Origin of the sequence: Streptomyces sp. NBC_01268 (assembly GCF_036240795.1) — a bacterium.
In the GTDB taxonomy this organism is placed as follows: domain Bacteria; phylum Actinomycetota; class Actinomycetes; order Streptomycetales; family Streptomycetaceae; genus Streptomyces.
Window position 1 is genome coordinate 6,709,124 of record NZ_CP108454.1, and the last position, 26,517, is coordinate 6,735,640.

24 protein-coding genes are annotated in these 26,517 nt (G+C 72.4%); 14 read left to right on the plus strand and 10 right to left on the minus strand.

Features of this window, described 5'->3' with window-relative positions:
• The first annotated feature begins 105 nt into the window (after positions 1-105).
• On the plus strand, positions 106-1,893 hold the full coding sequence (gcl, locus tag OG309_RS30155; protein WP_329425594.1) for a glyoxylate carboligase: 1,788 nt from the start codon (positions 106-108) through the stop codon (positions 1,891-1,893).
• A gap of 15 nt (positions 1,894-1,908) precedes the next feature.
• Here gcl and OG309_RS30160 read toward each other — a convergent pair whose 3' ends face one another.
• Positions 1,909-2,928, minus strand: a complete 1,020-nt coding sequence (locus tag OG309_RS30160; protein ID WP_329425596.1) for an ArsR/SmtB family transcription factor — start codon at positions 2,926-2,928, stop codon at positions 1,909-1,911.
• 75 nt (positions 2,929-3,003) lie between these two features.
• Here OG309_RS30160 and OG309_RS30165 point away from each other — a divergent pair, with 75 nt between their 5' ends.
• Positions 3,004-4,230 carry an MFS transporter gene (locus tag OG309_RS30165; protein WP_329425598.1) on the plus strand — a complete coding sequence of 409 codons (1,227 nt, stop codon included), beginning with the start codon at positions 3,004-3,006 and terminating at the stop codon, positions 4,228-4,230.
• A gap of 388 nt (positions 4,231-4,618) precedes the next feature.
• Here OG309_RS30165 and OG309_RS30170 read toward each other — a convergent pair whose 3' ends face one another.
• From OG309_RS30170 to OG309_RS30180, 3 genes are all read right to left on the minus strand, one after another.
• Positions 4,619-6,076 (minus strand): catalase, encoded by a 1,458-nt coding sequence (locus OG309_RS30170; protein WP_329425600.1) that lies wholly within the window; start codon positions 6,074-6,076, stop codon positions 4,619-4,621.
• A gap of 190 nt (positions 6,077-6,266) precedes the next feature.
• Positions 6,267-7,157, minus strand: coding sequence for a 2-hydroxy-3-oxopropionate reductase (locus OG309_RS30175; protein ID WP_329425602.1), 891 nt, complete (start codon positions 7,155-7,157; stop codon positions 6,267-6,269).
• 44 nt (positions 7,158-7,201) lie between these two features.
• On the minus strand, positions 7,202-8,035 hold the full coding sequence (locus tag OG309_RS30180; RefSeq protein ID WP_329425604.1) for a TIM barrel protein: 834 nt from the start codon (positions 8,033-8,035) through the stop codon (positions 7,202-7,204).
• A gap of 140 nt (positions 8,036-8,175) precedes the next feature.
• On the opposite strand from OG309_RS30180, the gene OG309_RS30185 reads away from it, so the two are divergent.
• The 9 genes from OG309_RS30185 (at position 8,176) to OG309_RS30225 (ending at position 16,235) form a co-directional block, all read left to right on the plus strand.
• The gene (locus OG309_RS30185; RefSeq protein ID WP_329428605.1) at positions 8,176-8,454 is read left to right on the plus strand and encodes a hypothetical protein; all 279 of its coding nucleotides are present in this window, start codon (positions 8,176-8,178) and stop codon (positions 8,452-8,454) included.
• A 44-nt stretch (positions 8,455-8,498) separates the two neighbouring features.
• Positions 8,499-8,837: a helix-turn-helix domain-containing protein gene (locus OG309_RS30190; RefSeq protein ID WP_329428607.1), complete on the plus strand. Its 339-nt coding sequence runs from the start codon at positions 8,499-8,501 to the stop codon at positions 8,835-8,837.
• Positions 8,838-8,992: 155 nt separating this feature from the next.
• Complete coding sequence (uraD, locus tag OG309_RS30195; protein WP_329425605.1) at positions 8,993-9,508, plus strand: 2-oxo-4-hydroxy-4-carboxy-5-ureidoimidazoline decarboxylase; 516 nt, start codon at positions 8,993-8,995, stop codon at positions 9,506-9,508.
• Positions 9,508-9,927 carry a hydroxyisourate hydrolase gene (gene uraH, locus OG309_RS30200; protein WP_329425607.1) on the plus strand — a complete coding sequence of 140 codons (420 nt, stop codon included), beginning with the start codon at positions 9,508-9,510 and terminating at the stop codon, positions 9,925-9,927. The genes uraD and uraH overlap by 1 nt, the downstream gene beginning before the upstream one ends.
• Positions 9,928-9,932: 5 nt before the next feature.
• Positions 9,933-10,856 carry a factor-independent urate hydroxylase gene (pucL, locus tag OG309_RS30205; RefSeq protein ID WP_329425609.1) on the plus strand — a complete coding sequence of 308 codons (924 nt, stop codon included), beginning with the start codon at positions 9,933-9,935 and terminating at the stop codon, positions 10,854-10,856.
• 69 nt (positions 10,857-10,925) lie between these two features.
• The gene (locus OG309_RS30210; protein ID WP_329425612.1) at positions 10,926-12,332 is read left to right on the plus strand and encodes a nucleobase:cation symporter-2 family protein; all 1,407 of its coding nucleotides are present in this window, start codon (positions 10,926-10,928) and stop codon (positions 12,330-12,332) included.
• Positions 12,333-12,380: 48 nt separating this feature from the next.
• Positions 12,381-13,769, plus strand: a complete 1,389-nt coding sequence (locus OG309_RS30215; RefSeq protein ID WP_329425614.1) for an 8-oxoguanine deaminase — start codon at positions 12,381-12,383, stop codon at positions 13,767-13,769.
• A 391-nt stretch (positions 13,770-14,160) separates the two neighbouring features.
• Positions 14,161-15,510 (plus strand): nucleobase:cation symporter-2 family protein, encoded by a 1,350-nt coding sequence (locus tag OG309_RS30220; protein ID WP_329425616.1) that lies wholly within the window; start codon positions 14,161-14,163, stop codon positions 15,508-15,510.
• Between the two features lie 59 nt (positions 15,511-15,569).
• Positions 15,570-16,235, plus strand: coding sequence for an aspartate/glutamate racemase family protein (locus tag OG309_RS30225; RefSeq protein WP_329425618.1), 666 nt, complete (start codon positions 15,570-15,572; stop codon positions 16,233-16,235).
• Between the two features lie 25 nt (positions 16,236-16,260).
• On the opposite strand, the gene OG309_RS30230 is transcribed toward OG309_RS30225, so the two are convergent.
• Complete coding sequence (locus OG309_RS30230; protein ID WP_329425619.1) at positions 16,261-16,839, minus strand: hypothetical protein; 579 nt, start codon at positions 16,837-16,839, stop codon at positions 16,261-16,263.
• Between the two features lie 326 nt (positions 16,840-17,165).
• Here OG309_RS30230 and OG309_RS30235 point away from each other — a divergent pair, with 326 nt between their 5' ends.
• On the plus strand, positions 17,166-18,050 hold the full coding sequence (locus tag OG309_RS30235) for a fibronectin type III domain-containing protein (RefSeq protein ID WP_329428608.1): 885 nt from the start codon (positions 17,166-17,168) through the stop codon (positions 18,048-18,050).
• Positions 18,051-18,105: 55 nt separating this feature from the next.
• Positions 18,106-19,905 carry a hypothetical protein gene (locus tag OG309_RS30240; RefSeq protein ID WP_329425621.1) on the plus strand — a complete coding sequence of 600 codons (1,800 nt, stop codon included), beginning with the start codon at positions 18,106-18,108 and terminating at the stop codon, positions 19,903-19,905.
• 159 nt (positions 19,906-20,064) lie between these two features.
• Here the strand turns inward: OG309_RS30240 and OG309_RS30245 are convergent, their stop codons facing one another.
• From OG309_RS30245 to OG309_RS30255, 3 genes are all read right to left on the minus strand, one after another.
• The gene (locus OG309_RS30245) at positions 20,065-21,213 is read right to left on the minus strand and encodes a GDSL-type esterase/lipase family protein (protein ID WP_329425623.1); all 1,149 of its coding nucleotides are present in this window, start codon (positions 21,211-21,213) and stop codon (positions 20,065-20,067) included.
• A gap of 287 nt (positions 21,214-21,500) precedes the next feature.
• Positions 21,501-23,123 (minus strand): malate synthase A, encoded by a 1,623-nt coding sequence (aceB, locus tag OG309_RS30250; protein ID WP_329425624.1) that lies wholly within the window; start codon positions 23,121-23,123, stop codon positions 21,501-21,503.
• A gap of 225 nt (positions 23,124-23,348) precedes the next feature.
• Positions 23,349-23,960: a nucleotidyltransferase family protein gene (locus OG309_RS30255; RefSeq protein ID WP_329425626.1), complete on the minus strand. Its 612-nt coding sequence runs from the start codon at positions 23,958-23,960 to the stop codon at positions 23,349-23,351.
• 167 nt (positions 23,961-24,127) lie between these two features.
• On the opposite strand from OG309_RS30255, the gene OG309_RS30260 reads away from it, so the two are divergent.
• The gene (locus tag OG309_RS30260) at positions 24,128-24,493 is read left to right on the plus strand and encodes a DUF5955 family protein (RefSeq protein ID WP_329425628.1); all 366 of its coding nucleotides are present in this window, start codon (positions 24,128-24,130) and stop codon (positions 24,491-24,493) included.
• A 137-nt stretch (positions 24,494-24,630) separates the two neighbouring features.
• Here the strand turns inward: OG309_RS30260 and OG309_RS30265 are convergent, their stop codons facing one another.
• Together OG309_RS30265 and OG309_RS30270 are read right to left on the minus strand one after the other, a co-directional pair.
• Positions 24,631-25,257, minus strand: a complete 627-nt coding sequence (locus OG309_RS30265) for a response regulator transcription factor (RefSeq protein ID WP_329425630.1) — start codon at positions 25,255-25,257, stop codon at positions 24,631-24,633.
• Positions 25,254-26,435, minus strand: coding sequence for a sensor histidine kinase (locus OG309_RS30270; RefSeq protein WP_329425633.1), 1,182 nt, complete (start codon positions 26,433-26,435; stop codon positions 25,254-25,256). Before OG309_RS30270 ends, OG309_RS30265 begins: the two co-directional genes overlap by 4 nt.
• Between the last annotated feature and the right edge of the window lie 82 nt (positions 26,436-26,517).

The following is a 26,517-nucleotide window of genomic DNA, read 5'->3' on the forward strand; positions in this document are numbered from 1 at the left end:
TCCGTATAGCAGAACAGTATTTCCGCATTATGGAAACAAGGTGCTGAGGGCCCCCGCCGGAGCCCGGCGCGCTTGTCTCCTCCTGGCCGAAGCAGGAGCACTCCCATGCCTCGTATGACCGCCGCCGCAGCGGCCGTTGAGATCCTCAAGCGCGAAGGCGTCACCAACGCGTTCGGTGTGCCCGGCGCGGCCATCAACCCCTTCTACCGGGAGCTCAAGAACGTGGGCGGGATCGCCCACACCCTCGCCCGCCACGTCGAGGGCGCGTCCCACATGGCCGAGGGCTACACCCGGGCCAAGGCCGGCAACATCGGCGTCTGCATCGGTACGTCCGGCCCGGCCGGCACGGACATGATCACCGGCCTGTACTCGGCGATCGCCGACTCGATCCCGATCCTCTGCATCACCGGCCAGGCGCCGGTCTCGAAGCTCCACAAGGAGGACTTCCAGGCCGTCGACATCGCCACGATCGCCAAGCCGGTCACCAAGGCCGCGACGACCGTCCTGGAGGCCGCGCAGGTCCCCGGCGTCTTCCAGCAGGCCTTCCACCTGATGCGCTCCGGCCGTCCCGGCCCGGTCCTCATCGACCTGCCGATCGACGTCCAGCTGACCGAGATCGAGTTCGACCCGGAGACGTACGAGCCGCTGCCGGTCTACAAGCCGTCCGCGACCCGCGCCCAGGCCGCCAAGGCACTGAGCTTCCTCCTGGAGTCCGAGCGCCCGCTGATCGTCGCCGGCGGCGGCATCATCAACGCCGACGCCACCGACCTGCTGGTCGAGTTCGCCGAGCTGACGAACATCCCGGTCATCTCCACCCTCATGGGCTGGGGCACCATCCCGGACGACCACGAGCTGGCGGCCGGCATGGTCGGCGTCCAGACCGCGCACCGCTACGGCAACGCGACCTTCCTGGAGTCGGACGTCGTCATCGGCATCGGCAACCGCTGGGCCAACCGCCACACCGGGTACAACCTGGAGGCGTACACCAAGGGCCGGAAGTTCGTCCACGTCGACATCGAGCCCACCCAGCTCGGCAAGATCTTCGCCCCCGACTACGGCATCGCCTCCGACGCCAAGGTCGCCCTGGAGCTCTTCATCGAGCTCGCCAAGGAGCTCAAGGCCGAGGGCAGGCTGCCGGACTTCTCCGCCTGGGCCGCCTCCGCCCAGGAGCGCAAGGCCACCCTGCAGCGCCGTACGCACTTCGACGACATCCCGATGAAGCCGCAGCGCGTCTACGAGGAGATGAACAAGGCCTTCGGCCAGGACACGCGCTACGTCACCACCATCGGCCTCTCGCAGATCGCGGCCGCGCAGTTCCTGCACGTCTACAAGCCGCGCCACTGGATCAACTGCGGCCAGGCCGGCCCGCTCGGCTGGACCATCCCGGCCGCCATCGGTGCCGCCACCGCGGACCCGGAGACCCCGGTCGTCGCCCTCTCCGGCGACTACGACTTCCAGTTCATGATCGAGGAGCTGGCGGTCGCCGCCCAGCACAAGGTCCCCTACGTCCACGTCCTGGTGAACAACGCCTACCTGGGCCTGATCCGCCAGGCGCAGGGCGGCCTCGGCATCAACTTCGAGGTCAACCTCGAGTTCGAGAACATCAACACCCCGGAGATCGGCGTCTACGGCGTCGACCACGTCAAGGTCGCCGAGGGCCTCGGCGTCAAGGCGATCCGCGTCACCGACCCGGACCGGCTGGGCGAGGCGCTGGAGCAGGCCAAGAAGACGGCCGTCGAGTTCCAGGTCCCGGTCGTCGTCGAGGCGATCCTGGAGCGCATCACCAACATCGCGATGAGCAAGACGGTCGACATGAGCGACGTCACCGAGTTCGAGGAGCTGGCCACCGAGCCCGGCCACGCGCCCACCGCGATCAAGGCCCTCAAGGTCTGACCGCACCAGGCCTGATCAGGGAGTCGTGAGACGGCCCCCGCCCCGACGAGCACCGGGGCGGGGGTCCTCCTGTGCCCGGATGAGGGTCGCCCCCGCCTCCGTCCAGTCGTACAGCACCGACCGTCCCGCCCTTCGGCGCCGGACGAGCCCGGCGTCCAGCAGCACCTTCAGGTGCCGCCCCACCGACCCGAGGCCCTGACCGGTCAGCGCCACCAACTGGCTCGTCGACTTGGGGGTCTCGAGCCGTACGAGGACGCCGGCCCGGGCGCCGCCGAGCAGGGCGCCCAGGGCCTCGGGGACGGTCGGTCCCACCGTGTCGGCCAGGGTGCCGGAGCACGCGTACACGATCGCGGACCGCTCCGCGCCCTCCCACGACACCCAGCCCTTGGCCGGTGTCACCGGCACGAACAGCAGCCGGCCGCCGTCGATCCATCGCGGCGGATACGCGCGGGGGTTGACCTGGAGGCGACCGTCGCCCAGCCAGCGCATCTTGCCGGGGCACAGTTCGTCGAGCGCCGCCGCCCAGCCGCCCTGGCCGAGCCGCGCGGTCCTGGCCACCACGTCGGCCTCCAGGACCCGCCGCCGGCGCGGCCAGTCGGGCAGCACCGTCTCCCGCCACACCCAGTCCAGGACCCCCGCCATCCGGTGCGGCAGGTCGCGCGCCGAGCGCAGCGGGTCCGGGACGGGACCACCCACGGACACCTCCAACTGGGGGAGCGCGTCCGCCGGTTCGGCCTGCCGGACGGCCTCGACCTCCTCCTCGAAGGTCTGCTCGCCCTCGCCCAGCGGCGTCGGCGTCAGGAAGTCGGCGTTCCACGTCCGCCCGAGGGCGGCCCGTACGAGAAGGGCGTCGACCGGCTCGGCCGCGAGGCGGGCCCGGTACGCCGGGAGGTGGCCGGCCAGCCAGGCGCGCTCGCCCGGGTGGGAGCCGGTCGCGGCGTGCAGGGTCTTCAGCGCGGCGACGGCCTCGGCCAGCGGAGAGATGACGAAGCGTCCCGTGGCCAGGGAATCCGTACCGAGCTGCCACCAGCCCACGTGTCCACCCCGCTCTCGTTTCGCACCCGCGCGAAACACTATCGGGCCGACCGGCGCCCCCCGAGACTTCCCGGCATGCCCACGATCCCTCCCGCCCACCGAGAACCGCGCCCCCCGCGCTACCGCGATCTCTTCCGTAGCCCCGAATTCACTCCGCTCTTCCTCAGCGGCGCCGCCCAGATCGCCGCCCAGACGGTGTCGGGCCTGGGCCTTGCCACCCTCGTCTACCGGGCGACGGGCTCTCCGCTGCTCTCCGCGCTCGCCATGTTCGGGCCCGCGCTCGCCCAGCTGGTCGGCGCCACGACGCTCCTGTCGGCCGCCGACCGGCTGCCGCCCCGCGCGGCCCTCACCGGCGTCTCGCTCGCCTTCGCGGCCGGCACCGCGGCCCAGACGGTCCCCGGGCTGCCCACGGGGGCCGTCTTCGCGATCCTCTTCCTCCAGGGGCTCGTCGGCTCCCTGGGCGGGGGCGTGCGGTACGGGCTGCTGCGCCAGGTCCTGCCCCCGGACGCGTTCCTGCTGGGGCGCTCCGTCTTCAACATGTCGACCGGCGTCTGCCAGATCGCCGGGTTCGCCACGGGCGGCCTGCTGCTGGCGCTGCTCGCACCGCGCGGGACCCTGGCGACCGGCGCGGTCCTCCATCTCCTGGCGGCCCTGGTCGCCGGGCGCGGACTGTCCCGGCGGGCCCCGCGCGTGACCGGGCGGGTCTCGGTCGCGGAGACCTGGCGGACGAACGCCCGGCTCTGGGCCTCGGGGCCCCGGCGGCGCGTCTACCTGGCCCTCTGGGTGCCCAACGGCCTGATCGTCGGCTGCGAGTCGCTGTTCGTGCCGTACGACCCGGAGCGCGCGGGGCTGCTGTTCGCCTGTGCCGCGCTCGGGATGCTGGCCGGGGACGTCGCGGTGGGACGGTTCCTGCCGGCGGGGCTCCGGGGCCGGGCGGCCGCGCCGCTCCAGGCGCTGCTGGCCGCCCCGTACCTGCTGTTCGCCCTCGACCCGGAGCTGCCGTACGCCGTCGCCGCGATCGCGGTGTCGGCCGTCGGCTACGGCGCGAGCCTGCTCTACCAGGAGCGGCTCATGGCGCTGGTCCCCGAGGAGCTGAGCGGCCACGCGCTGGGACTGCACACCTCCGGGATGCTCGCCCTCCAGGGGGTGAGCGCGGCCCTCGCCGGCGGGCTGGCCCAACTCACCTCGCCCGCCGCGGCGATGAGCCTGCTGGCGGTGGCCTCGCTGGCGGTCACCCTCGCCCTCGTCCTCGCCGGGCGGCCCGTCGCCGCGGCCGGGGAGCGGAAGAGGGCCGAGGCCTGACCCCTGTGCGTGGGTCAGGCCTCGGCCTTGGTGCGCGCGGTGCGGGACCGTAAACCGCACAGCGCACGTGATGCCCGCCCGACGGTGCGAGGCTGGCGCGACAGGACGTTCGCGCCGCCGGGCGGAGTCTGTGGTCCTCCCCGTGTGCCGAAGCCCTGCGGGGGAGGGGCGTTGGGACCGCGGCGGCACCGACGGGCGCACCGGCGGTTCCCCTCCCTTCAGGTCAGGAAGGGGGGGCCGGGCGTCCTTACCACCGCACTGGCTCGGAGCCGCCGCGGTCCTCACGCTGTCCGGTTCACCGACCACCCCTCATCCGGGCCGGTGTCCCGGACCGCGTACGGTGCTGACCTCCCGTCAGGCACCGTACGCTGTCTGGGTGTTCGGAGGATCAGTCCTCGCGCAGGGCGCGGACGGCCTCCTCGACGCGCTTGCCGTACTCGGCGTCGGCGGCGGCGAAGTGGGCGATGTTCTTCTCGATGATGTCCTCGCGGGAGACCTGGGAGAGGCCGCCGGCGATGTTGGCGACCAGGCGGCCCTTCTCGTCCTCGGACATCAGGCGGTAGAGCTCACCGGCCTGGAAGAAGTCGTCGTCCTTGGTGTGCTGCGGCGCCTCGTGGGTGCCGGTCCAGCCGTGGATGGCGAGCGGCGCGGACAGCGCGGCGTCGGTCTGCTGCGGACCCGAGTACGAGTTGGGCTCGTAGTTCTTGTCGTGGCGCGAGCCGTTGCGGGTGGCCATGTAGCCGTCGCGGCCGTAGTTGTCGGCGGTGGTCGCCTTGGGGGCGTTGACCGGCAGCTGGGTGTGGTTGACGCCGAGGCGGTAGCGGTGGGCGTCCGCGTAGGCGAAGAGGCGGCCCTGGAGCATCTTGTCGGGCGAGGGGCCGATGCCCGGAACGAAGTTGTTCGGGGAGAAGGCGGCCTGCTCGACCTCGGCGAAGACGTTGTCCGGGTTGCGGTCGAGGACCAGTCGGCCCACGCGCTGCAGCGGGTAGTCGCTGTGCGGCCACACCTTGGTGAGGTCGAACGGGTTGAAGCGGTAGTCGGCGGCCTCGGCGGCCGGCATCACCTGGACGTAGAGGGTCCAGGAGGGGCTCACGCCGCGCTCGATCGACTGGAGCAGGTCGGTCTGGTGCGAGTTCGCGTCCTTGCCGACGAGCTCGGCGGCCTGCTCGCCGGAGAGGGAGCGGATGCCCTGGTTCGTCTTGAAGTGGTACTTGACGAAGAAGGCCTCGCCCGCCTCGTTGGTCCACTGGTAGGTGTGCGAGCCGTAGCCGTTCATGTGGCGGTACGAGGCGGGGATGCCGCGGTCGCCCATGAGCCAGGTCACCTGGTGGGTCGCCTCGGGGGCGTGCGCCCAGAAGTCCCAGACGTTGTCCGGCTCCTGCTTGCCCGTGAAGGGGTCGCGCTTCTGGGAGTGGATGAAGTCGGGGAACTTGATCGGGTCCTTGATGAAGAACACCGGGGTGTTGTTGCCGACGAGGTCGTAGTTGCCCTCCTCGGTGTAGAACTTCAGCGCGAAGCCGCGCGGGTCGCGGACCGCGTCCGCGCCGCCGAGCGAGTCGGCCACGGTGGAGAAGCGCAGGAAGGTCTCGGTCTTCTTGCCGACCTGGGAGAGGAAGTCCGCCTTGGTGTAGGCGGTGACGTCGTCCGTCACCTCGAAGTAGCCGTACGCGCCGGAGCCGCGGGCGTGCACCACGCGCTCCGGGATGCGCTCACGGTTGAAGCGCGCGAGCTTCTCCAGCAGGTGCTGGTCCTGGAGCAGGATGGGGCCACCGACGCCGGCGGTGGCGGAGTTCTGGTTGTCGGCGACAGGGGCGCCGGACTCGGTCGTAAGCACGCGCTTCGACATCGTGACCTTCCGTACGGGAGCTGCACTGCTGGGAGTGCTCTGGAGCGTATGTACGCCCGCCGAGCAGCGTCAACAGTTTGTTGAAATTGAAGTGTGGTGTTCCGGACGGCGGCGACGCCTGGGCGCGACAGGACAGGTGTCAGCGCCGCCGCCGCCCGGAAATCAGGGCCCCGTCAGGACGGGGGGCGGGTCAGACCTGCCGGCCGGAGAGGCGCTCGACGGCGCGCAGCAGGGCCGAGTGGTCCAGGCCGCCGTCGCCCTGGGCGCGCAGCGACGCGACCAGCTGGGCGACCACGGCGCCGACCGGGAGGGCCGCACCGACGTTGCGGGCGGCGTCGGTGACGATGCCCATGTCCTTGTGGTGCAGGTCGATCCGGAAGCCGGGCTTGAAGTCCCGGTTCAGGAAGTTGTCCTTCTTGCGGGTCAGGACCGTGGAGCCGGCCAGGCCGCCGTTGAGGACGTCCAGGGCGGCCTGGAGGTTCACGCCGGACTTCTCGAGGAAGACGACGGCCTCGGCGCACGCCTGGATGTTCACGGCGACGATCAGCTGGTTGGCCGCCTTCACCGTCTGGCCGGAGCCGTGCGGGCCGCACAGGACGATGACCTTGCCGAGGGCCTCGAGGATCGGCAGGGCCTCGTCGAAGTCGGCCTGCTCGCCACCCACCATGATCGACAGGACGGCCTCGATGGCGCCGGCCTCGCCGCCGGAGACGGGGGCGTCGATGACGCGGATGCCCTTCTCCTTGGCGTTCTTCGCCAGGTCGACGGAGGTCTGCGGGGTGATCGACGACATGTCGACGATCAGCGCGCCCGACCTGGCGTTCTCCAGGATGCCCGCGGGGCCGTAGGAGATGGCCTCGACCTGCGGGGAGGCGGGCACCATCGTGACGATCACGTCGGCGTCCTTGACGGCCTCGGCGATCGAGCCGGCGACGGTGCCGCCCGCCGCGGCGAGGCGGTCCAGCTTGTCCTGCTCCAGGGTGAAGCCGGTGACCGAGTAGCCGGCCTTGATCAGGTTCTCGGACATGGGGGAACCCATGATGCCGAGACCGATCCATGCGATCTTCGGAAGAGTGCTCATGAGGGTGCCTCTCAAAACAAGGTCGTACGGGGAGGGGGCCTGCGTCAGCGGGCGGGGCGGGCCTCGGGGGCGAGCCATTCGAAGGACGCGGCGGCGTCGGCGGCCTTGTACTCCAGGCCCACCCAGCCGTCGTAACCGGCCTTCCCCAGCTCGTCGAGGAGCTGCTCCAGCGGCAGCTCGCCGGTACCCGGGGCGCCACGGCCCGGCTTGTCGGCGATCTGGACGTGGCCGGTCCTGTCCGCGTACTCCGCGATGACCCGGCTGACGTCCTCGCCGTTCATGGCCAGGTGGTAGATGTCGAGGAGGAACTTGGCGTTGCCGAGGCCGGTGGCCGCGTTCACCTTGTCGACGACCTCGACGCCGGCGGGGGCGCTCACCAGCGGGTAGAGCGGCGACTCCGGCTTGTTGAGGGTCTCGATCAGCAGGATCGCGCCGACCCGGTCGGCCGCGCGGGCGGCCAGCACCAGGTTCTCCAGGGCGAGCTCGTCCTGGACGGCCGGGTCCACGCCCTCGACGCGGTTGCCGTAGAGCGCGTTGAGCGCCTTGCAGCCGACCGAGGCCGCGAAGTCCGCGGCGATGTCGATGTTGGCCCGGAAGCGGTCCGACTCCTCGCCGGGCACCGAGACCGCGCCGCGGTCGGGGCCGGGGAGCTGTCCGGCGTAGAAGTTCAGGCCCACCAGCTGGGTGCCGGCGTCCTCGAGAGCCTTCTTGAGGGCGTCGAGCTCGCTCTGCTCGGGGGTGGCGGTGTCGATCCAGGGCCACCACAGCTCGACCGCGGTGAAGCCCGCCGCGGCGGCGGCCGCGGGGCGCTCCAGGAGCGGGAGTTCCGTGAAGAGGATCGACAGGTTCACATCGAAGCGCTGGTCCGTGTATCCCATGAGGGGCGGCGCTCCTTCCGTATTGCGGAAGTAAGTTTCTGTCTGACGGAATGTTGCAAGCGGACCGGTCGACTTGTCAAGAGGTCCCCGCAGGTCCGGGGCTCCCGTGGGCCGGGGCCGGGCCGTAGCGTGGGGGCATGGTGCGTTTGAGAGTGGAGTTCACGACCGAGCCGTTCGACCTGGAAGAGGCGCCGGCGCACGCGGTCGTGGCGCGTGAGGTCATCCAGTCGGCCGAACTGGACGCGGTGGATGTGGGGCCCTTCGGCAACACGGCGGAAGGCGGTGCCGACGCCGTGCTCACCGCGGTGGACGCGCTGCTGCGCAAGTCCCTGGCGGCCGGGGCGACCCGGGTCTCGCTCCAGGTGAACGTGATCGGGGGGTCCCGGGAGTCCGTGGAGTCGAAGGAGGGGGAGAAGTGAGCGAGCATCCCCTGGTGGCGGCGGTGAAGCCGCTCGTCGACGCGATGGGCGCCGAGCTGCTGGTGCCGGAGCAGGCCGGAGTGGACGACGTGGTCCTCGCCTGGGAGGGCGAGGACGTGCTCGCCGTGCGGCTGCCGCAGCTGTCCGAATCGCTGGATCACATTCTGGCCGCGATGGAACGACGGCACGGGATGCCGCTCGCCGAGCTCGACCGCAAGAGCAAGCAGGAGGTCGTGCGGATCCTGGAGGCACGGGGTGCCTTCTCGGTGCGCCATGGAGTGGAGACGGTGGCGGGGGCGCTGGGCGTCAGCCGCTTCACCGTGTACAACTACCTGAACAGGGAGACCGCCCTGAACAGGGAAAAGGCCCCCAAGAGCGGGTAGTTGATCATGAGTGACCACGAGCCGTCGTCCAGATGTCGGGACGACGGCTTTTGTGTGGCCGAGTTTTCAACAAAGTGTTGACGTCGTGTTGCGGAGGGCGTTAGCTATCCGCAGCCCGTCCGACGCACAGCGAAAAACAGCCACGGAGGCTTCCCGTGACTTCAGGTACGACACCGGGTCTCACCCGGTTCAACACCTCGGCGGACGGCGACGCCGTCGCCGCACTCCACGAGGTGTGCTCCAGTTCGGCGTGGGGGAGCAAGCTGCTCGCCCAGCGCCCGTACGCCACCGCGGAAGCCCTCTTCCTCGCCAGTGACGCCGCCATGGCGGAGCTGACCACCGAGGACCTGGCCGACGCGATGGCGGGCCACCCGCCGATCGGTCGTCCGAAGGCAGGGGACCCGACCTCCTCCCGCGAGCAGAGCGGGATGGCCGGCGCCTCCGCGGAGCTCAAGGCCGAGATGCTCGAACTCAACCTGGCCTACCAGGACAAGTTCGGTCATGTCTTCCTCATCTGCGCCACCGGCAGGACCGGCGAGCAGATGCGCGACGCGGTCCGCGAGCGGATCGAGAACTCGCCCGAGCAGGAGCGGGAGATCGTCCGCACCGAACTGGGCAAGATCAACCGCATCCGTCTGACCCGTCTCGTCGAGACCGAGGAAGAGAACTGATGAGCACCGACACCTCGGCTTCGCCGAGCAGCTCCGTGTCCACCCACATCCTGGACACCAGCGTCGGCCGTCCGGCCGAGGGCGTGGCCATCACGCTCGCGGCCCGCGCCGGCTCCGACGCCGAGTGGACCGCTCTGGGCGGCTCCGCCACCGACGCGGACGGGCGATGCAAGGACCTCCCGGCCCTGCCGGAGGACACGACCCACGTACGGCTCGACTTCCAGACCGAGGCGTACTTCCTGAGCAAGCAGAACAAGCAAGCCGAGGCGCAGCAGGACGCCCCCGCGAATCGGGACAGCGGTACGACCGGAGCGTTCTTCCCGGAGGTGGCGATCACGTTCGCCGTCGTCCCGGGCGAGCACTACCATGTACCGCTGCTGCTCAACCCGTTCGGCTACTCCGTTTACCGAGGGAGCTAGCAGACATGCCCACGATTCTCGGCCAGAACCAGTACGGCAAAGCAGAGAACCGCGTCGTCAAGATCACGCGGGACGGCGCGACCCACCACATCAAGGACCTGAACGTCTCCGTCGCCCTCTCCGGTGACCTCGACGACGTCCACCTCACCGGCTCGAACGCCCACTGCCTCCCCACCGACACGACGAAGAACACCGTCTTCGCGTTCGCCAAGGAGTACGGCATCGAGTCCGCCGAGCAGTTCGGCATCCACCTGGCGCGTCACTTCGTGACCAGCCAGGAGCCGATCCACCGGGCCCGCATCCAGATCGAGGAGTACTCCTGGGAGCGGATCGCCGGCTCGGACGCCAATTCCAAGTTCATCGGCTCGGACGAGGTGAACCACTCCTTCGTCCGCAAGGGCCAGGAGACCCGCGTCACCCAGATCACCTATGACGGCGAGAACTGGGAGGTCATCTCCGGCCTCAAGGACCTCGTCGTCATGAACTCCACCAACTCGGAGTTCTGGGGCTACATCAAGGACAAGTACACGACCCTCCAGGAGGCGTACGATCGCATCCTGGCCACGCAGGTGTCCGGCCGCTGGCGGTTCAACTGGACCGACGACGAGCAGCGGATGCCCAACTGGGAGCGGTCCTACGAGCAGACCAAGAAGCACATGCTCGAGGCCTTCTCGGAGACGTACTCGTACTCCCTGCAGCAGACGCTGTACCAGATGGCCACGCGGATCATCAACCACCGTTCGGAGATCGACGAGGTCCGCTTCTCGCTCCCGAACAAGCACCACTTCCTGGTCGACCTCGAACCCTTCGGTCTGAAGAACGACAACGAGGTCTACTACGCGGCCGACCGCATGTACGGCCTCATCGAGGCCACGGTCCTGCGCGACGGCGCCACGGCGCAGATCCCGGTCGACATGACCAACCTCTAAGCGGCACCGAGTGCTCGCCCCCGCCCGCCCCGCAGCCGGGCGGGGGCGTGCACACCGGAGGGAACTTCCATGGCACAGCCCGCAAAGGGGCCGGCAACCGCCGAAGGCCCGTGTTCCACCCCGTCCACCACCCCGGCCGCCTGCCACCCGGTGGACGAGAAACTCCCCGCCTCGCGGCTCGTCCCCGCGGCACTGCAGCACATCGCCGCCATGTACGCGGGTGTCGTCACCCCTCCGCTCATCATCGGTCAGGCGGTCGGCCTGGACACCGCCGGCATGACCCGGCTCATCGCCGCCGGCCTGCTGATCGCCGGCTGCGCGACCATCCTGCAGACCCTCGGCCTCGGGCGCTTCGCCGGCAACCGGCTCCCGTTCGTGAACGCGGCCTCGTCGGCCGGCATCACCCCGATGCTCGCCATCGCCGAGAACACCGCCCCGGGACACCAACTCCCCGCCATCTACGGCGCGGTGATGGTCGCCGGAGTCTTCTGCCTCGCCGTCGGCCCCTTCTTCGGCCGGCTCCTGCGCTTCTTCCCGCCGCTCGTCACCGGCGTCGTCATCACCCTCATCGGGGTCACCCTGATGCCCGTGCCGGTCGGCTGGGCGCAGGGCGGCGACAAGAACGCCGCCGACTTCGGCGACATGAGGCACCTGGCCCTCGCCGGCTTCACCCTCGTCGTCGTCCTCCTCTTCCAGCGCTTCGGCAAGGGCTTCGTCAAGCAGATCGCCCTGCTGCTCGGCCTGTTCATCGGCACGCTCGCCGCGGTCCCCTTCGGCATGGCGGACTTCACCGCCCTGCGCGAGGCCCCGGTCGCCGCGCTGCCCACGCCCTTCGCCTTCGGCGCCCCCGAGTTCCAGCCCGCCGCGATCATCTCCCTGTGCATCGTGATGCTGGTCCTGATGACCGAGTCCAGCGCCGGGATGCTCGCCCTGGGCGAGATCTGCGAGCGGCGCAGCGACGGCCGGACCATCACCCGCGGACTGCGCACCGACGGCATCGCCACCCTGCTCGGCCCCGTCTTCGGCGGCTTCCCCACCTCGGCCTTCGCCCAGAACGTCGGCGTCGTCTCGCTGACCCGGGTGCGCAGCCGGTACGTCGTCGCCGTGGCCGGCGGCGCCCTCCTGGTCCTGGGAGCCTTCCCGGTCCTCGGCGCGGTGGTCTCCCTGGTGCCCATGCCGGTCCTCGGCGGCGCGGGCATCGTGCTCTTCGGCTCCATCGCCGTGAGCGGCATCCGGACCCTCTCCGAGGCCGGACTCGACGACAGCTCCAACATCATCCTGGTGGCCGTCGCGCTCGGAGCGGGCATCATCCCGCTCGCCGCACCCACCTTCTACGCCGGATTCCCCGCCTGGGCGCAGACCGTGCTCGGCTCCGGCATCAGCGCGGGGGCGCTCGTCGCCGTCCTGCTGAACCTCTTCTTCCACCATCTCGGCACCCGGAGCCGTCACGCGTCTCCGGCACTCAAATCCTCCTAGGGTCCTGCCGTGCCCAACCATCCCCCCAGGAATGAAGGAAGCACCGTCATGGCAGCACCTTCGGCAGCCCAGCGCATCGTCATCGAGAACGCGGCGATCGCGACCGTCGACGCGAACGACACCGAGTACGCCACCGGCCACCTCGTCGTCGCCGACAACAAGATCGAGTCCATCGGTGCCGGCAAGGCCCCCGAGGGCCTGGAGAACGTGGTCCGGCGGATCGACGCCACCGGCCATCTGATCACGCCGGGTCTCGTCAACACCCACCACCACTTCTACCAGTGGATCACCCGGGGCCTCGCGACCGACCACAACCTCTTCGACTGGCTGGTCGCGCTCTACCCGACCTGGGCCCGCATCGACGAGCAGATGGTGCGCGTCGCCGCCCAGGGATCGCTGGCGATGATGGCCCGCGGCGGTGTCACCACCGCCATGGACCACCACTACGTCTACCCGCAGGGCTCCGGCGACCTGTCCGGCGCCATCATCGGCGCCGCGAGCGACATGGGCGTCCGCTTCACCCTCGCCCGCGGCTCCATGGACCGCAGCCAGAAGGACGGCGGCCTGCCGCCGGACTTCGCCGTCGAGACCACCGAGGGCGCGCTCGCCGCGACCGAGGAGACCGTCAAGAAGTTCCACGACGCCTCCTTCGACGCGATGACCCAGGTCGCCGTCGCCCCCTGTTCCCCCTTCTCCATCTCCACCGAACTGCTCCGCGAGGGCGCGGCGCTCGGCCGCCGCCTGGGCGTGCGCATGCACACCCACGGCTCGGAGACCGTGGAGGAGGAGAAGTTCTGCCACGAGCTCTTCGGCATGGGCCCGACGGACTACTTCGAGTCCACCGGCTTCCTCGGCGAGGACGTGTGGATGGCGCACTGCGTCCACATGAACGACTCCGACATCGCGGCCTTCGCCCGCACCAAGACCGGTGTCGCGCACTGCCCGTCCTCCAACGCGCGCCTCGCCGCCGGCATCGCCCGCGTACCCGACATGCTCAAGGCGGGCGTGCCGGTCGGCCTCGGCGTCGACGGCACCGCCTCCAACGAGTCGGGCGAGCTCCACACCGAGCTGCGCAACGCCCTGCTGATCAACCGGCTCGGCGCCCACCGCGAGGCCGCGCTCAACGCCCGCCAGGCCCTGCGTCTGGGCACCTACGGCGGTGCGCAGGTCCTCGGCCGCGCCGACAGCATCGGTTCGCTGGAGGCCGGCAAGCTGGCCGACTTCGTGCTCTGGAAGATCGACGGCCTCGGCCACTCGTCGATCGCCGACCCGGTCACCGCCATCGTCTTCGGTGCGGCCGCCCCGGTCACCGCGTCCTTCGTCAACGGCAGGCAGATCGTGGAGAACAACCGTCTGCTGACCGCCGACGAGGACCGGATCGCGCGCGACGCGCGCACGGAGGCACAGCGCCTGGCCCGTATCGCGGCCCAGGCCTGACCCTCCCCAAGGAGTCCGGTCGAGGGGGACGGCCCTCGACCGGTCGCCGCGGACCCGAGCGGGGTTCGCGGCAGCCCGACCGGGGGGTGACGTGCGCCCAGTCGTACGCACCCCCCGGGACGGTGAACGGTCTCCGTGCCCGACCCGGGCATTCCCCATCGGACACCCCGTCAGCGCCGCACCCCCTCCGCCGGCGCCGCATCGAGCCGCACCTCCTGCACCTCGCACCGCATCGCACCACCTCCCTGACACCCACGTCTCTGCCGACGTGTACCCGACCGGAGGAACCGCCGTGGCCGCCAAGCCCCAGGTTCGCAATGCACAAGACGCAGGGTCCGCCCCCGAGGCCCGGGACACACACCCGGTAGACGAGGTCCTGCCCCCACTGAAGATGCTCACCAGCGGCCTCCAGCACGTGGCCGCCATGTACGCGGGGGTCGTCGCCCCGCCGCTGATCGTCGGAGCGGCCGTGGGCCTCTCCGGAACCGAACTCACGTTCCTCACCGGAGCGAGTCTCTTCACCGCCGGACTCGCCACCTTCCTGCAGACCCTCGGCGTCTGGAAGATCGGCGCCCGGCTGCCGTTCGTCAACGGCGTCACCTTCGCCGGCGTCGCCCCGATGCTCGCCATCGCCGACACCACGAAGGACAAGGCCGACGCCCTGCCGGTGATCTTCGGCGCGATCATCGTCGCCGGACTCCTCGGCTTCCTCGCCGCCCCCTTCTTCTCCCGGCTCGTGCGGTTCTTCCCGCCGGTCGTCACCGGCTCCGTGATCACCCTCATCGGGGTCTCCCTCCTCCCGGTCGCCTTCGGCTGGGCCCAGGGGCCCAACCCCCAGGCGGACGACTACGGTTCGACCACCTTCCTGTCCCTCGCGGGCGTCACCCTCGTGATCGTGCTGCTGCTGCGGCGCTTCACCCGCGGCTTCCTCAAGCAGGTCGCCGTCCTCGTCGGCCTCGTCGTCGGCACGCTCATCGCGATACCGTTCGGCGTCACCGACTTCACACCGGTGACGGAGGCGGACATCGTCGGCTTCCCGAGCCCGTTCCACTTCGGCGCACCCCAGTTCGCGGTCGCCGCGATCATCTCCATGTGCGTGGTCATGCTGGTCTCCATGACCGAGTCGACCGCCGACATGCTGGCGCTCGGCGAGATCGTCGAGCGGCCGGCCGACGAGAAGACGATCGCGGCCGGACTGCGCGCCGACACCCTCGGCTCCGCGCTCAGCCCGCTCTTCAACGGCTTCATGTGCAGCGCCTTCGCCCAGAACATCGGCCTGGTCGCCATGACCCGGATCCGCAGCCGCTTCGTGGTCGCCTGCGGCGGCGGCTTCCTGGTCCTCATGGGCCTGTCGCCGGTGGCCGCCTCGCTGATATCGGTCGTGCCCCGGCCGGTCCTCGGCGGCGCGGGCATCGTCCTCTTCGGCTCGGTCGCCGCGAGCGGCATCCAGACCCTGGCCAAGGCCGGCCTGGAGAAGGACAACAACGTGCTGATCGTCGCCGTCTCGCTCGCCGTCGGCATCATCCCGATCACGAAGCCGGAGTTCTACCACGCCTTCCCGGAGACCGCGAAGATCATCCTGGACTCCGGCATCTCCACCGGCTGTGTCGCGGCCGTCCTGCTCAACCTGGTCTTCAACCACCTGGGCAAGCGCCGTGACGACGACACCGTGACCGCGCCGATGGAGCCCGGCGACGAGATCTCCGAGACCAGAACGGCCAAGGCGGCGCACGTCCACTGAGCCACCGTCCGCAGCCCCCGCCCGCCCCGGGCCCCGCGCATGCCGCGGGGCCCGGGGCGGTGGTGCTGGTCAACCCCAACACCTCCACGGCGACCACCCGGATGATGGCCTCCCTCGCCCGCCGCGCCCTCGCGGGCACCGGTCTGCCGGTCCGGGGCGTGACCGCCGCGCACGGCCCGACGATGCTGACCGACCCGGCCACCCTGCGCGCCGCGGTCCCGCACACCGTGGCCGCCGCGCGCGCCGCCCTGGCCGAGGGCGGCGCCGCGGCCCTGATCGTGGGCGCGTTCGGCGATCCGGGCGTGGCCGAGCTGCGGGCGGCCGTCGGGGAGGCCCTCCCCGTCGTCGGCATCGGAGAGGCCGCCCTCGCCGAAGCCGCGGCCGACGGGCGCCGCTTCGGCGTCGCCACGACCACCCCGCTCCTCGCGGACGCGATCACCGGCCACGTCGAGCGGCTCGGCCTCGGCCCGGGATACACCGGCACCCGATGCACCGCCGGCGACCCCCGGCGCCTCACCGCCCACCCCGAAGCGCTGCTCACCGCCCTGGAGGACGCCGTCCGCACCTGCGTCCTGCGGGACGGCGCGGAGGCGGTCGTCATCGGCGGTGGCCCACTGGGCGACGCCGCCGCCGCCCTGCGCACCCGCCTGCCCGTCCCCGTCATCGCCCCGATCCCGGCGGCCTGTACCCGGGTCGCCCGGCTCCTGGCCGCCGCCGGGGCCTGACCGCCGCTCATCCCCCGCACCGCCCTCACCGCTCCAGCTCCATGCGCCGCCCGCACTCGTGGGCCAGCGCCGGATACGCCGCCGCGATCGCCTCGTACAGCCGGCGGCGCAGCAGCCGCTCCGCCTCGGCGCGGCCGGTGTCGCCGTACAGCCCGTCGAGGAGCGTCTCGTACCGGGCGAGCGCCTGACGCAGGTAACCCACCTGCCAGCGGACCATCGCGCCCGCGGTGATCCCGCCGGGTCCGCGCGCCCCGAGCAGGTGCCGGTGACGCACCGCGCGGCGCTCCAGCTCGGCGGCGGGCAGCCGGGGGACCTCGATGGGCTCGGCCCGGATCGCCGCCAGCACCGCCCTGCGCCGCTGCTCGGCCCCCGCCCCGGCCGCCGCCGAGCCCCGCCCGGCGACGGCGGCGGTGTGGAGGAACTCCGGGGTGCGCTCGACCGCCTCGATCCGGGCGAGCAGATAGAGCCGCACCGGGGCGAGGGACCAGCGCCTCGGGTCCCGTCCCTGCACGTCGGCCTGACCCAGCAGCTCGTCGATCATCGCGTCGCTCCAACCGCGCAGGCGCAGCCCCAGCACGGTCACGTAGGTCGTACGGTCCGTCACGAATCCCCCTGAAGTCGACTACGGAGAGTGAGGGATCCAGTGAAGCGCACCCCACTGACAACGCCCCTCCCCGCCCGCCCCTTGTCGAGTCGCCCACCCCTGTGTCATACAGGTCCAGACCTTTCCCGGATCGCCCGGCCGGACGGAGGCGTCCCGTGCAACGCCCGCTCGCCGCAAGCCTGTTGACCTCGTGGACCGCAAGGACCGCAAGGACCGCAAGGACCGCAAGGACCGCAACGAACGCAGCCGCCACCACCACGGTCGCCGGCGTAGTCACCACCGTCGCCGTCCTCCTCGTCCTCCTCGGCCTCGCGGCCTGTTCCGCACTGCCCGCGCAGGACACCAGCGCCCCGACCGCCCCCACCGGAGTCACCGCCGCCGCGGGCAGCGCCAGCACCGTGCACGTCATGTGGAGCGCCGCCACCGACGACCGCGCCGTCACCGGCTACGCCGTCTACCGCCAGGGCCGCAAGGTCAAGGACCTCCCCGCCGACACCCTCATGACCGACGTCACCGGCCTCGCCCCGGCCGCCCCGCAGACCTTCACCGTCCGCGCCCGCGACGCCGCGGGGAACCTCTCCCCGGACAGCGCCACCGTCTCCGCCACGACCCTCGCCGCCACCGCCGAGGACCGCACGCCCCCCACCCGCCCCACCGCCCTGCGCGTCGCCCCCGCCGGACCCGACGGCGCCACCCTGGCCTGGCGTCCCGCCCGCGACGACACCCGGGTCACCGCCTACGACGTCTACCAGGGCGACGCCCGCGTCCACACCGTCCCCGGCACCGAGACCACCGCCCGGCTCACCGGCCTGCGCCCCGGCACCGCCTACTCGTTCACCGTCCGGGCCCGCGACGCCGCCGAGAACTCCTCCCCGGACAGCGGCCCCGCCGACCTCACCACCGCCCCCGCCCCCGGCGCCCCGCCGAACACCGCGCCCACCGCCGTCACCGCGAAGGCCACGAAGGGGGCCGTCACCCTCACCTGGACCCCGCCCCGCACCGGCGCCCCCGTCGAGGAGCACCAGCTCTACCTGAACGGCCGATTCGCCACCACCATCGTCTGGGGTGCGCAGCCCCCGCCCGGCCCCGTCACGTACACCCTCACCGTCCCCACCGCCCCCGGCACCCGCTACACCCTCACCCTCCGCGCCCGGCTCCCCGACGGCACCTGGGGTGACTTCTCGGCGCCGCGCACGGTGGTGACCCCCTGAAGGGTGACCCCTTGAAGGCACGCACGCACACCGCGTCGGAACTACGCTGGGAAGCGTGGCCGAGATCGTTCTCACCAACACCGGGCTCGCCGCGTTCCTGGAGGCGAGCCCCGAGTTCCGGGGCCCTGGATCGCGCAGGGCCGCCGATGCCGTGCTGGGCCTGCTCGCGCTGCGCGGGGCGGACCGGGCCACGGGGCTGCCCGAGCCGACGCCCACCCTGGTGCGGCGGCTGCTCGTGGAGGACCTGCCCGCCTTCGTGTGCGCGGCGCCCGAGGAGCTGGCCGCCTACCCCGCCGTGCTCCGGGCGCTCGCCCGCCGCTTCGACGGCGACGGCCGCACGGGCGTCGAGGGGGTGATCGGAGAGGCCGCCGACGACTTCGAACGGGCCATGGCCGACCCCGGCAACCTCACCTGGCCCCGCTGGTACGCCCAGCTCCTGCGGGCCGACGGCACCGACCCCGACGACCCCGCGGCCGTCCGGGCCTGGCTCGCCCGGCTCGACGGGCCGCCGGTGCCCGACGGGGTGCGGCGGGCCGACCTCATGGGGCGCACCGCCCTCGCCGACGTCCTGCTCGCCGAGGCGCTGACCCGGGCCTATGTGCGCGACGCCGAACAACCGCCGCCCGCCGGACCGGTCCTGACCGACCACGACGTGGCCCAGGGGATCGGGACGGTCGCCGCCGCGCTGCTCGACCGGTGGACCGCCGCCGGCCTCGCCGAAGGCCTCACGGGCGCCTACGCCCACCTCGCGCCCGGACCCGACGCCTTCCCGCACCTCGTCCTCGCCGACGCCCTGCTCGACGAACACCTCGACTACTACGGCGACCCCGCCGAGCCCCTGCCCCCGCCGCCGGAGGAGGCCGACCCGCCGGACCCGGAGGGCGACGCCGACCTGCTCGCCGCCGCCGTCGACTCCCTCGCCGACCAGGGCACGTACGGCAGTGAGGCCGCCCACCTGCTCTACACGCTCTACCAGCGCGGCTGCTCCGCCGAGTCCGTCGCCCGCCGCGCCGCCGAGTTCGAGGACTGGCCGGTCGACCCGGCCCTGGAGGACGCCCCCGTCCGCGTACCGCCGCCGGCCTCACCCGCGTACACGACGCCGACCGCCGGCGAGCTGGCCCGCCTGCTCGGCACGCCGGGCGTCAACGACACCGACCGGGCCCGGCTCGACGGACCCGCCCACGAGCTGGCCGCGGTCGTCGACCGGCTGGCCTCGACCGCGCTCGTCTTCCGCCGCGGCGACGCCTTCGGCCTCACCCCCGACGGCTGCGCCGTCGTGCGCTACCTGCTCGCCGTCCGCGGGGTCGCCGTGCCCGACGCCGCCGACACCGCCGCCTGGGACGCGCCCACGCTGGTGGCCGCCGCCGCGGGCTGGCCCCCGGCCGCCGCCGAGCGGGTGCTCGGGGAGTGGCTGCGGTCCCTGGAGGCGGTTCCCGGCGACGTCGACGAGCAGGCCTGGACGGAGCTGCTCGGCGCCGTCGGCCGCGTCAACGCCGGCACCTCCGACGCGGTCGCCACCCGGGCGCTGCTCGACGTCCTCGACCTGTCCGCGGCCCCGGTCGGCGCCCTGCGCCGCGCGCTCGCCGACCCGGTGGCCGGGGTGCGCGCGGAGGCGGCCCTGCGGGCCCGGGGCGAGGACGTCGACCCGGAGTCGGTGCCGGCGTCCGCCCGGGCCCTGGCCGTCCTCGACGGGCTGCCCGGCAAGAAGGGGCCGCTGGAGTCCCGCCGTACCGCCTTCGACGCGGCGGCCGGGCGCTGGCCCGGCGGTTCGGCCGCGCTGGTGGCCGCGATGGCCGCGGCCGACCCGCACGAGACCGCGCGGGTCCTGGGGCCGCTGGGCATCGCCATGCCGTGATCCGGCCGGGTGGCATGGCCCCGCCATGATCCGGCCGGGTGGGGGCACCCACGCCGTGACCGGACCGGCGGCGTCACCCCGCCGTGATCGGGACTGGCGGGCGTCGCCCCGCCGTGACCCGGTCCGGCGCGTCGCCCCGCCGTGACCGGCCCGGCGGCGTCACCCCGCCGTGAGGTACATCCCCGAGGCGCCCGCGCCCGCCGTGTTGCGGCAGCTGTAGTCACCGGTGGTGCGGGCGTTGATCAGCGCCAGACAGCGGCCCAGCGCGGTCTGCCCGTAGTAGTTGGGGTGCATGTCCTCCTGGAGCGGCCCCTGGGTCTCGTTCTGGTCGATCCAGCGCGCCCACTCGCTCGTCGAGGCCGAGGCCGGGACGGTGGAGCTGACCAGTTTGCTGGCCTTCGCGCAGACCTCGCGGCCCTGGAGCATGTCGCGCAGATCCATGAACTGCGCGCCCTTGGCCCGTGCCACCGCCTTCAGACGGTTCGCGATCTGCGGGACGAGGGAGTCGCGGGCCCAGTCGGAGTCGGCGTTCCAGAAGGGGCAGCCGCCGGTGTTGGTCCGGGTCCAGCCGCTCTCGCCGTATCGGTTCTCCGTGGAGCGCGGGATGGGGGAGGGGTACGACTGGAGGACGATCCGGTAGTCCGCCGTTCCGTATCCGGCGCCGGTCATCACGGCCCTGATCTCGTCGATCGACTTGCCGACGGCGGCCATCGCCCCGTCGATCTTCGCGTCGACGGCGGCCTGCTGGTCGTCGTGGCAGTAGGAGTACCAGACGATGTAGTCGGTGGCGCAGGTGGTGATGACGTCGGCGAAACCGAGGTCGTTGCCGCCGATCGACAGCGCGATCAGCTTCACGTCGCGGGTGGCGGCGACCGCCGCCAGCTGGTCGGCCTGCGGGGCCTCGCCCTTGTAGGCGACCCCGCCGTTGGAGGCGCGGAAGACGTTCCGGGTGGTGGCGCCGGAGCAGGCCAGGTTGATCTGCTCGGTGGCGAGGCCGCCCGCGCTCTTCACCTCGGCCGAGTCCGAGCGGTGGCAGCCGTCGGCCTCCGAGGCGCCGTACACCCGGCTCGGGTCGTAGCCGCTGCCGGTCCAGGCCCGGTCGGTGCCGTTGCGGCTGCCGCTGGTGGTCAGGCTGTTGCCCTGCCAGCGGCCGGCCTCGCCGGAGATGTAGCTGTCGCCCATGGAGACGACGGCGGTGGGACCGGAGCCGGGCGCGGCCATGGCGGGGGAGGGGGCCAGCGAGGCGAGTCCGGCGGCGAGGCACAGGGTGAGCAGTCCGCGCAGGGCGCGGTGGGGGGACGAAGGCATGGCTGTGCTCCTGCGGTATGCGGTGCGCAGTGAGTGGGGGACAGCCGCCGGCCGGTGGCATGGCGGAATCTCGCACGGCACGACTTATTACCGCTAGGTAGCAGCGCGTCTCGGTTACGTCACGTGACTTGTGAAACGCCATGGATCGAAAGGTCGGGCAAACGTGCGAACGGCATGCGGAAAGGGCTCCGCCCCCGGTGCCTGGGCATCGGGGGCGGAGCCGGTGCGCGCGAGCCGCGCGCGGGTGCGTGGCGCGTGAACGCCCTTGCTGTTCGGCCGCTGTGCGGTCAGCCGACCAGCTGGTCGTACGCGGGGAGGGTCAGGAAGTCCGCGTAGTCGGCGTCGAGCGAGACGTGCAGCAGGAGGTCGTGCGCCTGCTGCCACTTCCCGGCCGCGAACGCCTCGTCGCCGATCTCCGCGCGGATCGCGGCCAGCTCCTCGGCGGCGACCTCGCGGGCCAGCTCCGGGGTGGCCTGCTTGCCGTTCTCGAAGACGACCTCGGCGTTGATCCACTGCCAGATCTGCGAGCGGGAGATCTCGGCGGTCGCCGCGTCCTCCATCAGGTTGAAGATCGCGACGGCGCCCAGGCCGCGCAGCCAGGCCTCGATGTAGCGGATGCCGACCTGGACCGCGTTGCGCAGGCCGTCGTAGGTCGGGTGGGCGTCCAGGGAGGCGATGTCGATGAGCTCGGGGCCCTCGACGTGCACGTCCTCGCGCAGCCGGTCCTTCTGGTTCGGCTTCTCGCCGAGCACCGCGTCGAAGGAGGCCATGGCGATCGGGACCAGGTCGGGGTGGGCGACCCAGGAGCCGTCGAAGCCGTCGCCGGCCTCGCGGTCCTTGTCGGCCTTGACCTTCTCGAAGGCGACCTTGTTGACCTCGGCGTCCCGGCGGGACGGGATGAAGGCCGCCATGCCGCCGATCGCGTGCGCGCCGCGCTTGTGGCAGGTGCGGACGAGGAGTTCGGTGTACGCGCGCATGAACGGGGCCGTCATCGTGACCGCGTTGCGGTCCGGCAGGACGAACTTGGCGCCGCCGTCCCGGAAGTTCTTGACGATCGAGAACAGGTAGTCCCAGCGGCCCGCGTTCAACCCGGCGGCGTGGTCGCGGAGTTCGTAGAGGATCTCCTCCATCTCGTACGCGGCCGTGATGGTCTCGATGAGGACCGTGGCGCGCACGGTGCCCTGCGGGATGCCGACGTAGTCCTGGGCGAAGACGAAGATCTCGTTCCAGAGGCGGGCCTCCAGGTGCGACTCGGTCTTCGGCAGGTAGAAGTACGGGCCCTTGCCGAGGTCGACGAGGCGCTGCGCGTTGTGGAAGAAGTAGAGGCCGAAGTCGACCAGGGCGCCGGGCACCGCGCGCCCGTCGACGGTCAGGTGGCGCTCCTCCAGGTGCCAGCCGCGCGGCCGCATGACGACCGTGGCGAGCTGGTCGGCCGGCTTCAGCGCGTAGGACTTGCCCGACCGCGCGTCGGTGAAGTCGATGTTCCGGGCGTAGGCGTCGACCAGGTTGACCTGGCCGAGGATCACGTTCTCCCAGGTCGGAGCCGAGGCGTCCTCGAAGTCCGCGAGCCAGACCTTCGCGCCCGAGTTCAGCGCGTTGATCGTCATCTTGCGGTCGGTCGGGCCGGTGATCTCGACCCGCCGGTCGTTCAGGGCCGCCGGGGCGGGCGCGACCTTCCAGGAGTCGTCGGCGCGGACCGCGGCGGTCTCGGGAAGGAAGCCCAGCGAGGAGGTGCGGGCGATCTCGGCGCGGCGCTCGGCGCGGCGGGCGAGCAGCTCGTCGCGGCGCGGGGTGAACCGGCGGTGCAGCTCGGCCACGAAGGCGAGGGCCGCGTCGGTGAGCACCTCCTCCTGGCGCGGCAGGGGCTCGGCTTCGACGACGACCAGGGAGGACGGCGCTGGTGCGGACATGAACTGTCACTTCCTTCAGCGGGCTTCACGGGCGGTGCCAGACGGCCGCCGGGCGTCGCGTACGGCACGGAGTGCCACAGGCGCCGAGGTACGGCCGCGAGCGCCGTCTCAAAGAGCAGGCGCTTCTGAACAGTGGATACTAGTTTCCTCATGGTGGAAGTTCAATGGTTTGTTGATGTCGAGATTCTTCGGGTCGACACAACGTGGCGCTCGGTGCCACCGCCTTCACTCCAGGTGCACCAGATCCGCCTCCGTGTCGATGTCATAGGGCTCGGCCACATCCGAACAGTCCACGAGCGTGATCGCATCCCGGTGCGCCATCAGGTAGTCCCGCGCCCCCTGGTCCCCCACCGCCCCCGCCGCGATCCCCGCCCAGCGCCAGGCGCCGAACAGCACCGGATGGCCGCGCTTCCCGTCGTACGCGGCCGCCGCCAGGGTGTCCCGCGAGCGGTACGCGGCCCGCACCCGGGCCACCGCGGCCGCCCCGATCCCCGGCTGGTCCACCAGTGACACCAGTGCCGCGTCCACCGGCAGCGCCGCCGCCTTCAGGGAGGCGAGACCCGTCCGCAGCGAGGACCCCATGCCCTCGGCCCAGTCCGGGTTGTCCACCAGCACGCAGCCCGGCAGCACCGCCCGCTCCCGCACCTGGTCGGCCGCCGCGCCGAGCACCACGTGCACCACCTCGCAGCCGCCCTCGCGCAGCACCCGCACCGCGTTCTCGACGAGCGGGCGCCCACGGTGCGTGAGCAGGGCCTTGGGTCGGCCGCCCAGCCGCCGGCCACCGCCGGCGGCCAGCAGGAGGCCCGCCACGAGGGGTTCTTCCGTCTCACCAGTCATGAGGACTGCATACCGCATCGCCCTCCCCACGGACCGGTCACACGGACGCCTGAATTACGTCCGCCCGCTGGCGCGCCGGGCGCGCGAAGGAGTTAACTGGCCCGCGACCCCGGGCGCCCGGCCACGCCCGACGGGTCGGCACAAGGACGTGCGCGAGGGGGAGATCCATGTTGCGAAGCGTGGGGCAGAGGCGAGTGACCGGCGAGGGCGTGGACCCCAGGGTGGACGGGCTGAGGACCGCCGTCTCCCGGCTCAGGCGCGAACTGGCCGCGCTGCGCACCGACTTCACCGACCGGGGCATCGCCGAGGAGGAGCTCGCGGCGCTGGACGCCATGGCCGCGGGCGGCGCCCCCGAGGTACGGCGGCTGCGCCGCTCGCTGCTGCTCGTCGCCGGCTCGGTCGGCTCCGTCAGCGCCCTCGCCGACGGCCTGACGGCCCTCCGCCGCGCCGTGGACCTCTTCGGGCCGCCGACGGTGACGCCGCCGATGCCCCCGCCGGCGGTGGGCGAGCCCGGGCCGCCGACCGAGGCCTGACCGCCCGAGGCCCGACCGGCACGGCGGCCCGACCGGGGCCCGACCGCCCGAGGCCCGACCGGCACGGCCCGCCCGGGGGCGGGCCTGGCCACCCCGGGCCGCCCGCCCGCCCGGTCTCAGCGCTCGGCGCTCGGCGCTCAGCGCCGGATCAGCCGCCGGGCCGTCGCCGCCGCCACCGCCGCCGTGCGCGAGTCGACGCCCAGCTTGGCGAAGACGTGCACCAGATGGGACTTCACCGTGGCCTGGCTCAGGAACAGCGCCTTGCTGATCTGCTGGTTCGACAGGCCCTCGCCCACCAGCTGGAGCACCTCCAGCTCCCGCTTGGTCAGCGCCTCCGCCGGGGTCCGCATCCGGTCCATCAGCCGGTGCGCCACCGCGGGCGCCAGCGCCGACTGGCCGGCCGCGGCCGTCCGTACCGCCGCCGCGAGCTCCTCCGGCGGGGCGTCCTTCAGCAGATAGCCCGAGGCCCCGGCCTCCACCGCCGCCAGGATGTCCGCGTCGGTGTCGTACGTCGTCAGGACCAGCACCCGCGGCCCGCCCGGCACGGCCGTGATGGCGGCCGTCGCCTCCGAGCCGTGCATCCCGGCACCGAACTGGAGGTCCATCAGGACCACGTCCACACCCCCGGCGGCGGCCAGCTCCACCGCCCGCTCGGCCGTCGCGGCCTCCGCGGCCACGGTGAAGTCCGGCTCCGTGTCGAGGACGGCGCGCAGCCCGGCCCGTACCACCGGATGGTCGTCGGCGAGCAGCAGTCGGATGGTCATGCGTCGGCTCCAGCGGGCAGAGGGGCGGCGGGCAGGGGAAGGGTGACGGCCACGGCGGTGCCCTGGCCGGGCGCCGACTCGACGGTGAACGCACCGCCCAGCGACTCGGCGCGGGAACGCATCGCGGGCAGCCCGAAGCCGCCCTCCGAGGAGGGCCGCAGCGCGCCGGGCTCGAAGCCCGCGCCGTCGTCCACGACGTCCAGGGCCACCGAACCGCCCATGAACGACAGCGTGATCTCCGCCCGCGAGGCCGAGGCGTGCCGGACGGTGTTGGCGAGCGCCGACTGCGCGATCCGCAGCAGCGCCACCTCGTACGGGGTGGGCAGTTCGGCCGGCGTCCCGCTCACCGAGAAGCGCACTCGCGGACCGTCCGGCCCGGCCGTCTGGCACAGGCGTTCCAGGGCCCCGGCGAGCGAGCCGTGCTCCAGGTCCGGCGGGGAGAGGGCGCGCACGAAGCGCCGGGCCTCCGCGAGGTTCTCCTGCGCGGCCCGCCGGGCCTCCTCGATGTGCCCGGCGGCCGGGGAACCCTCCGGCAGCGCGCGCTCGGCGGCCCGCAGCAGCAGCTGGATCGAGGACAGGCCCTGCGCGAGGGTGTCGTGGATCTCCCGGGCGAGCCGCTCGCGCTCGGCGAGCGTCCCCGCGTTCCGCTCCGCCGCCGCCAGCTCGGCCCGGGTGGAGATCAGCTCCTCGATGAGGCACCGCCGCCGCTCGCTCTCCCGGTACAGCGCCTGGTAGCCGAGCACGGTCGCCACGGCCACCGCCGCGCCGAGCAGCGGCCCGATGAACACCCCCGGGGTGAGCGGGGCGCCGTGCCGCACGTACGACAGGATCGCGGCGCCCGCCGTCAGGCCCACGGCCGGTAGCGACCAGCGCACCGGCAGCAGGTGCAGTTGCAGGAAGTAGAGCGGGAAGGCCACCCACAGCGCGTCGGGCGTGATCCAGAGCAGCAGCAGCCAGGCCGCGCACAGGGCGCCCAGCCACACCGCGGCGGCCCGCCACGAGTCCCGTACGGAAGGCAGCAGCGCACCCGCCGCGTAGACCGCGCCGGTCAGCGCGGCGGCCGCCACGGCGGCGGCCGACTCGGAGCCCAGGACGGCGAGCACCAGCAGTCCCGCCATCAGCAGGTGGAGGCAGAGGCGCAGGGCGCGCAGGACGGGGGTCAGTGAACGGGGATCCATGGTCTGTCCAGCGTATGCGCGTGCGAGGGCCGGTCCGGACAATCCGGACTCAACCGAAAGTTTGATTGCGGTGCAATCCGTG

Bases quoted from the DNA above. Each gene is read 5' to 3' on its own strand.
- OG309_RS30210 (WP_329425612.1), top strand. From the start codon at position 10,926: ATGGCACAGCCCGCAAAGGGGCCGGCAACCGCCGAAGGCCCGTGTTCC.
- OG309_RS30190 (WP_329428607.1), top strand. From the start codon at position 8,499: ATGGGCGCCGAGCTGCTGGTGCCGGAGCAGGCCGGAGTGGACGACGTG.
- pucL (WP_329425609.1), top strand. From the start codon at position 9,933: ATGCCCACGATTCTCGGCCAGAACCAGTACGGCAAAGCAGAGAACCGC.
- OG309_RS30260 (WP_329425628.1), top strand. From the start codon at position 24,128: ATGTTGCGAAGCGTGGGGCAGAGGCGAGTGACCGGCGAGGGCGTGGAC.
- OG309_RS30175 (WP_329425602.1), bottom strand. From the start codon at position 7,157: ATGAGCACTCTTCCGAAGATCGCATGGATCGGTCTCGGCATCATGGGT.
- uraH (WP_329425607.1), top strand. From the start codon at position 9,508: ATGAGCACCGACACCTCGGCTTCGCCGAGCAGCTCCGTGTCCACCCAC.
- OG309_RS30245 (WP_329425623.1), bottom strand. From the start codon at position 21,213: ATGCCTTCGTCCCCCCACCGCGCCCTGCGCGGACTGCTCACCCTGTGC.
- gcl (WP_329425594.1), top strand. From the start codon at position 106: ATGCCTCGTATGACCGCCGCCGCAGCGGCCGTTGAGATCCTCAAGCGC.
- OG309_RS30265 (WP_329425630.1), bottom strand. From the start codon at position 25,257: ATGACCATCCGACTGCTGCTCGCCGACGACCATCCGGTGGTACGGGCC.
- OG309_RS30270 (WP_329425633.1), bottom strand. From the start codon at position 26,435: ATGGATCCCCGTTCACTGACCCCCGTCCTGCGCGCCCTGCGCCTCTGC.
- OG309_RS30215 (WP_329425614.1), top strand. From the start codon at position 12,381: ATGGCAGCACCTTCGGCAGCCCAGCGCATCGTCATCGAGAACGCGGCG.
- OG309_RS30180 (WP_329425604.1), bottom strand. From the start codon at position 8,035: ATGGGATACACGGACCAGCGCTTCGATGTGAACCTGTCGATCCTCTTC.
- OG309_RS30165 (WP_329425598.1), top strand. From the start codon at position 3,004: ATGCCCACGATCCCTCCCGCCCACCGAGAACCGCGCCCCCCGCGCTAC.
- OG309_RS30220 (WP_329425616.1), top strand. From the start codon at position 14,161: ATGCTCACCAGCGGCCTCCAGCACGTGGCCGCCATGTACGCGGGGGTC.
- aceB (WP_329425624.1), bottom strand. From the start codon at position 23,123: ATGTCCGCACCAGCGCCGTCCTCCCTGGTCGTCGTCGAAGCCGAGCCC.
- OG309_RS30255 (WP_329425626.1), bottom strand. From the start codon at position 23,960: ATGACTGGTGAGACGGAAGAACCCCTCGTGGCGGGCCTCCTGCTGGCC.
- OG309_RS30170 (WP_329425600.1), bottom strand. From the start codon at position 6,076: ATGTCGAAGCGCGTGCTTACGACCGAGTCCGGCGCCCCTGTCGCCGAC.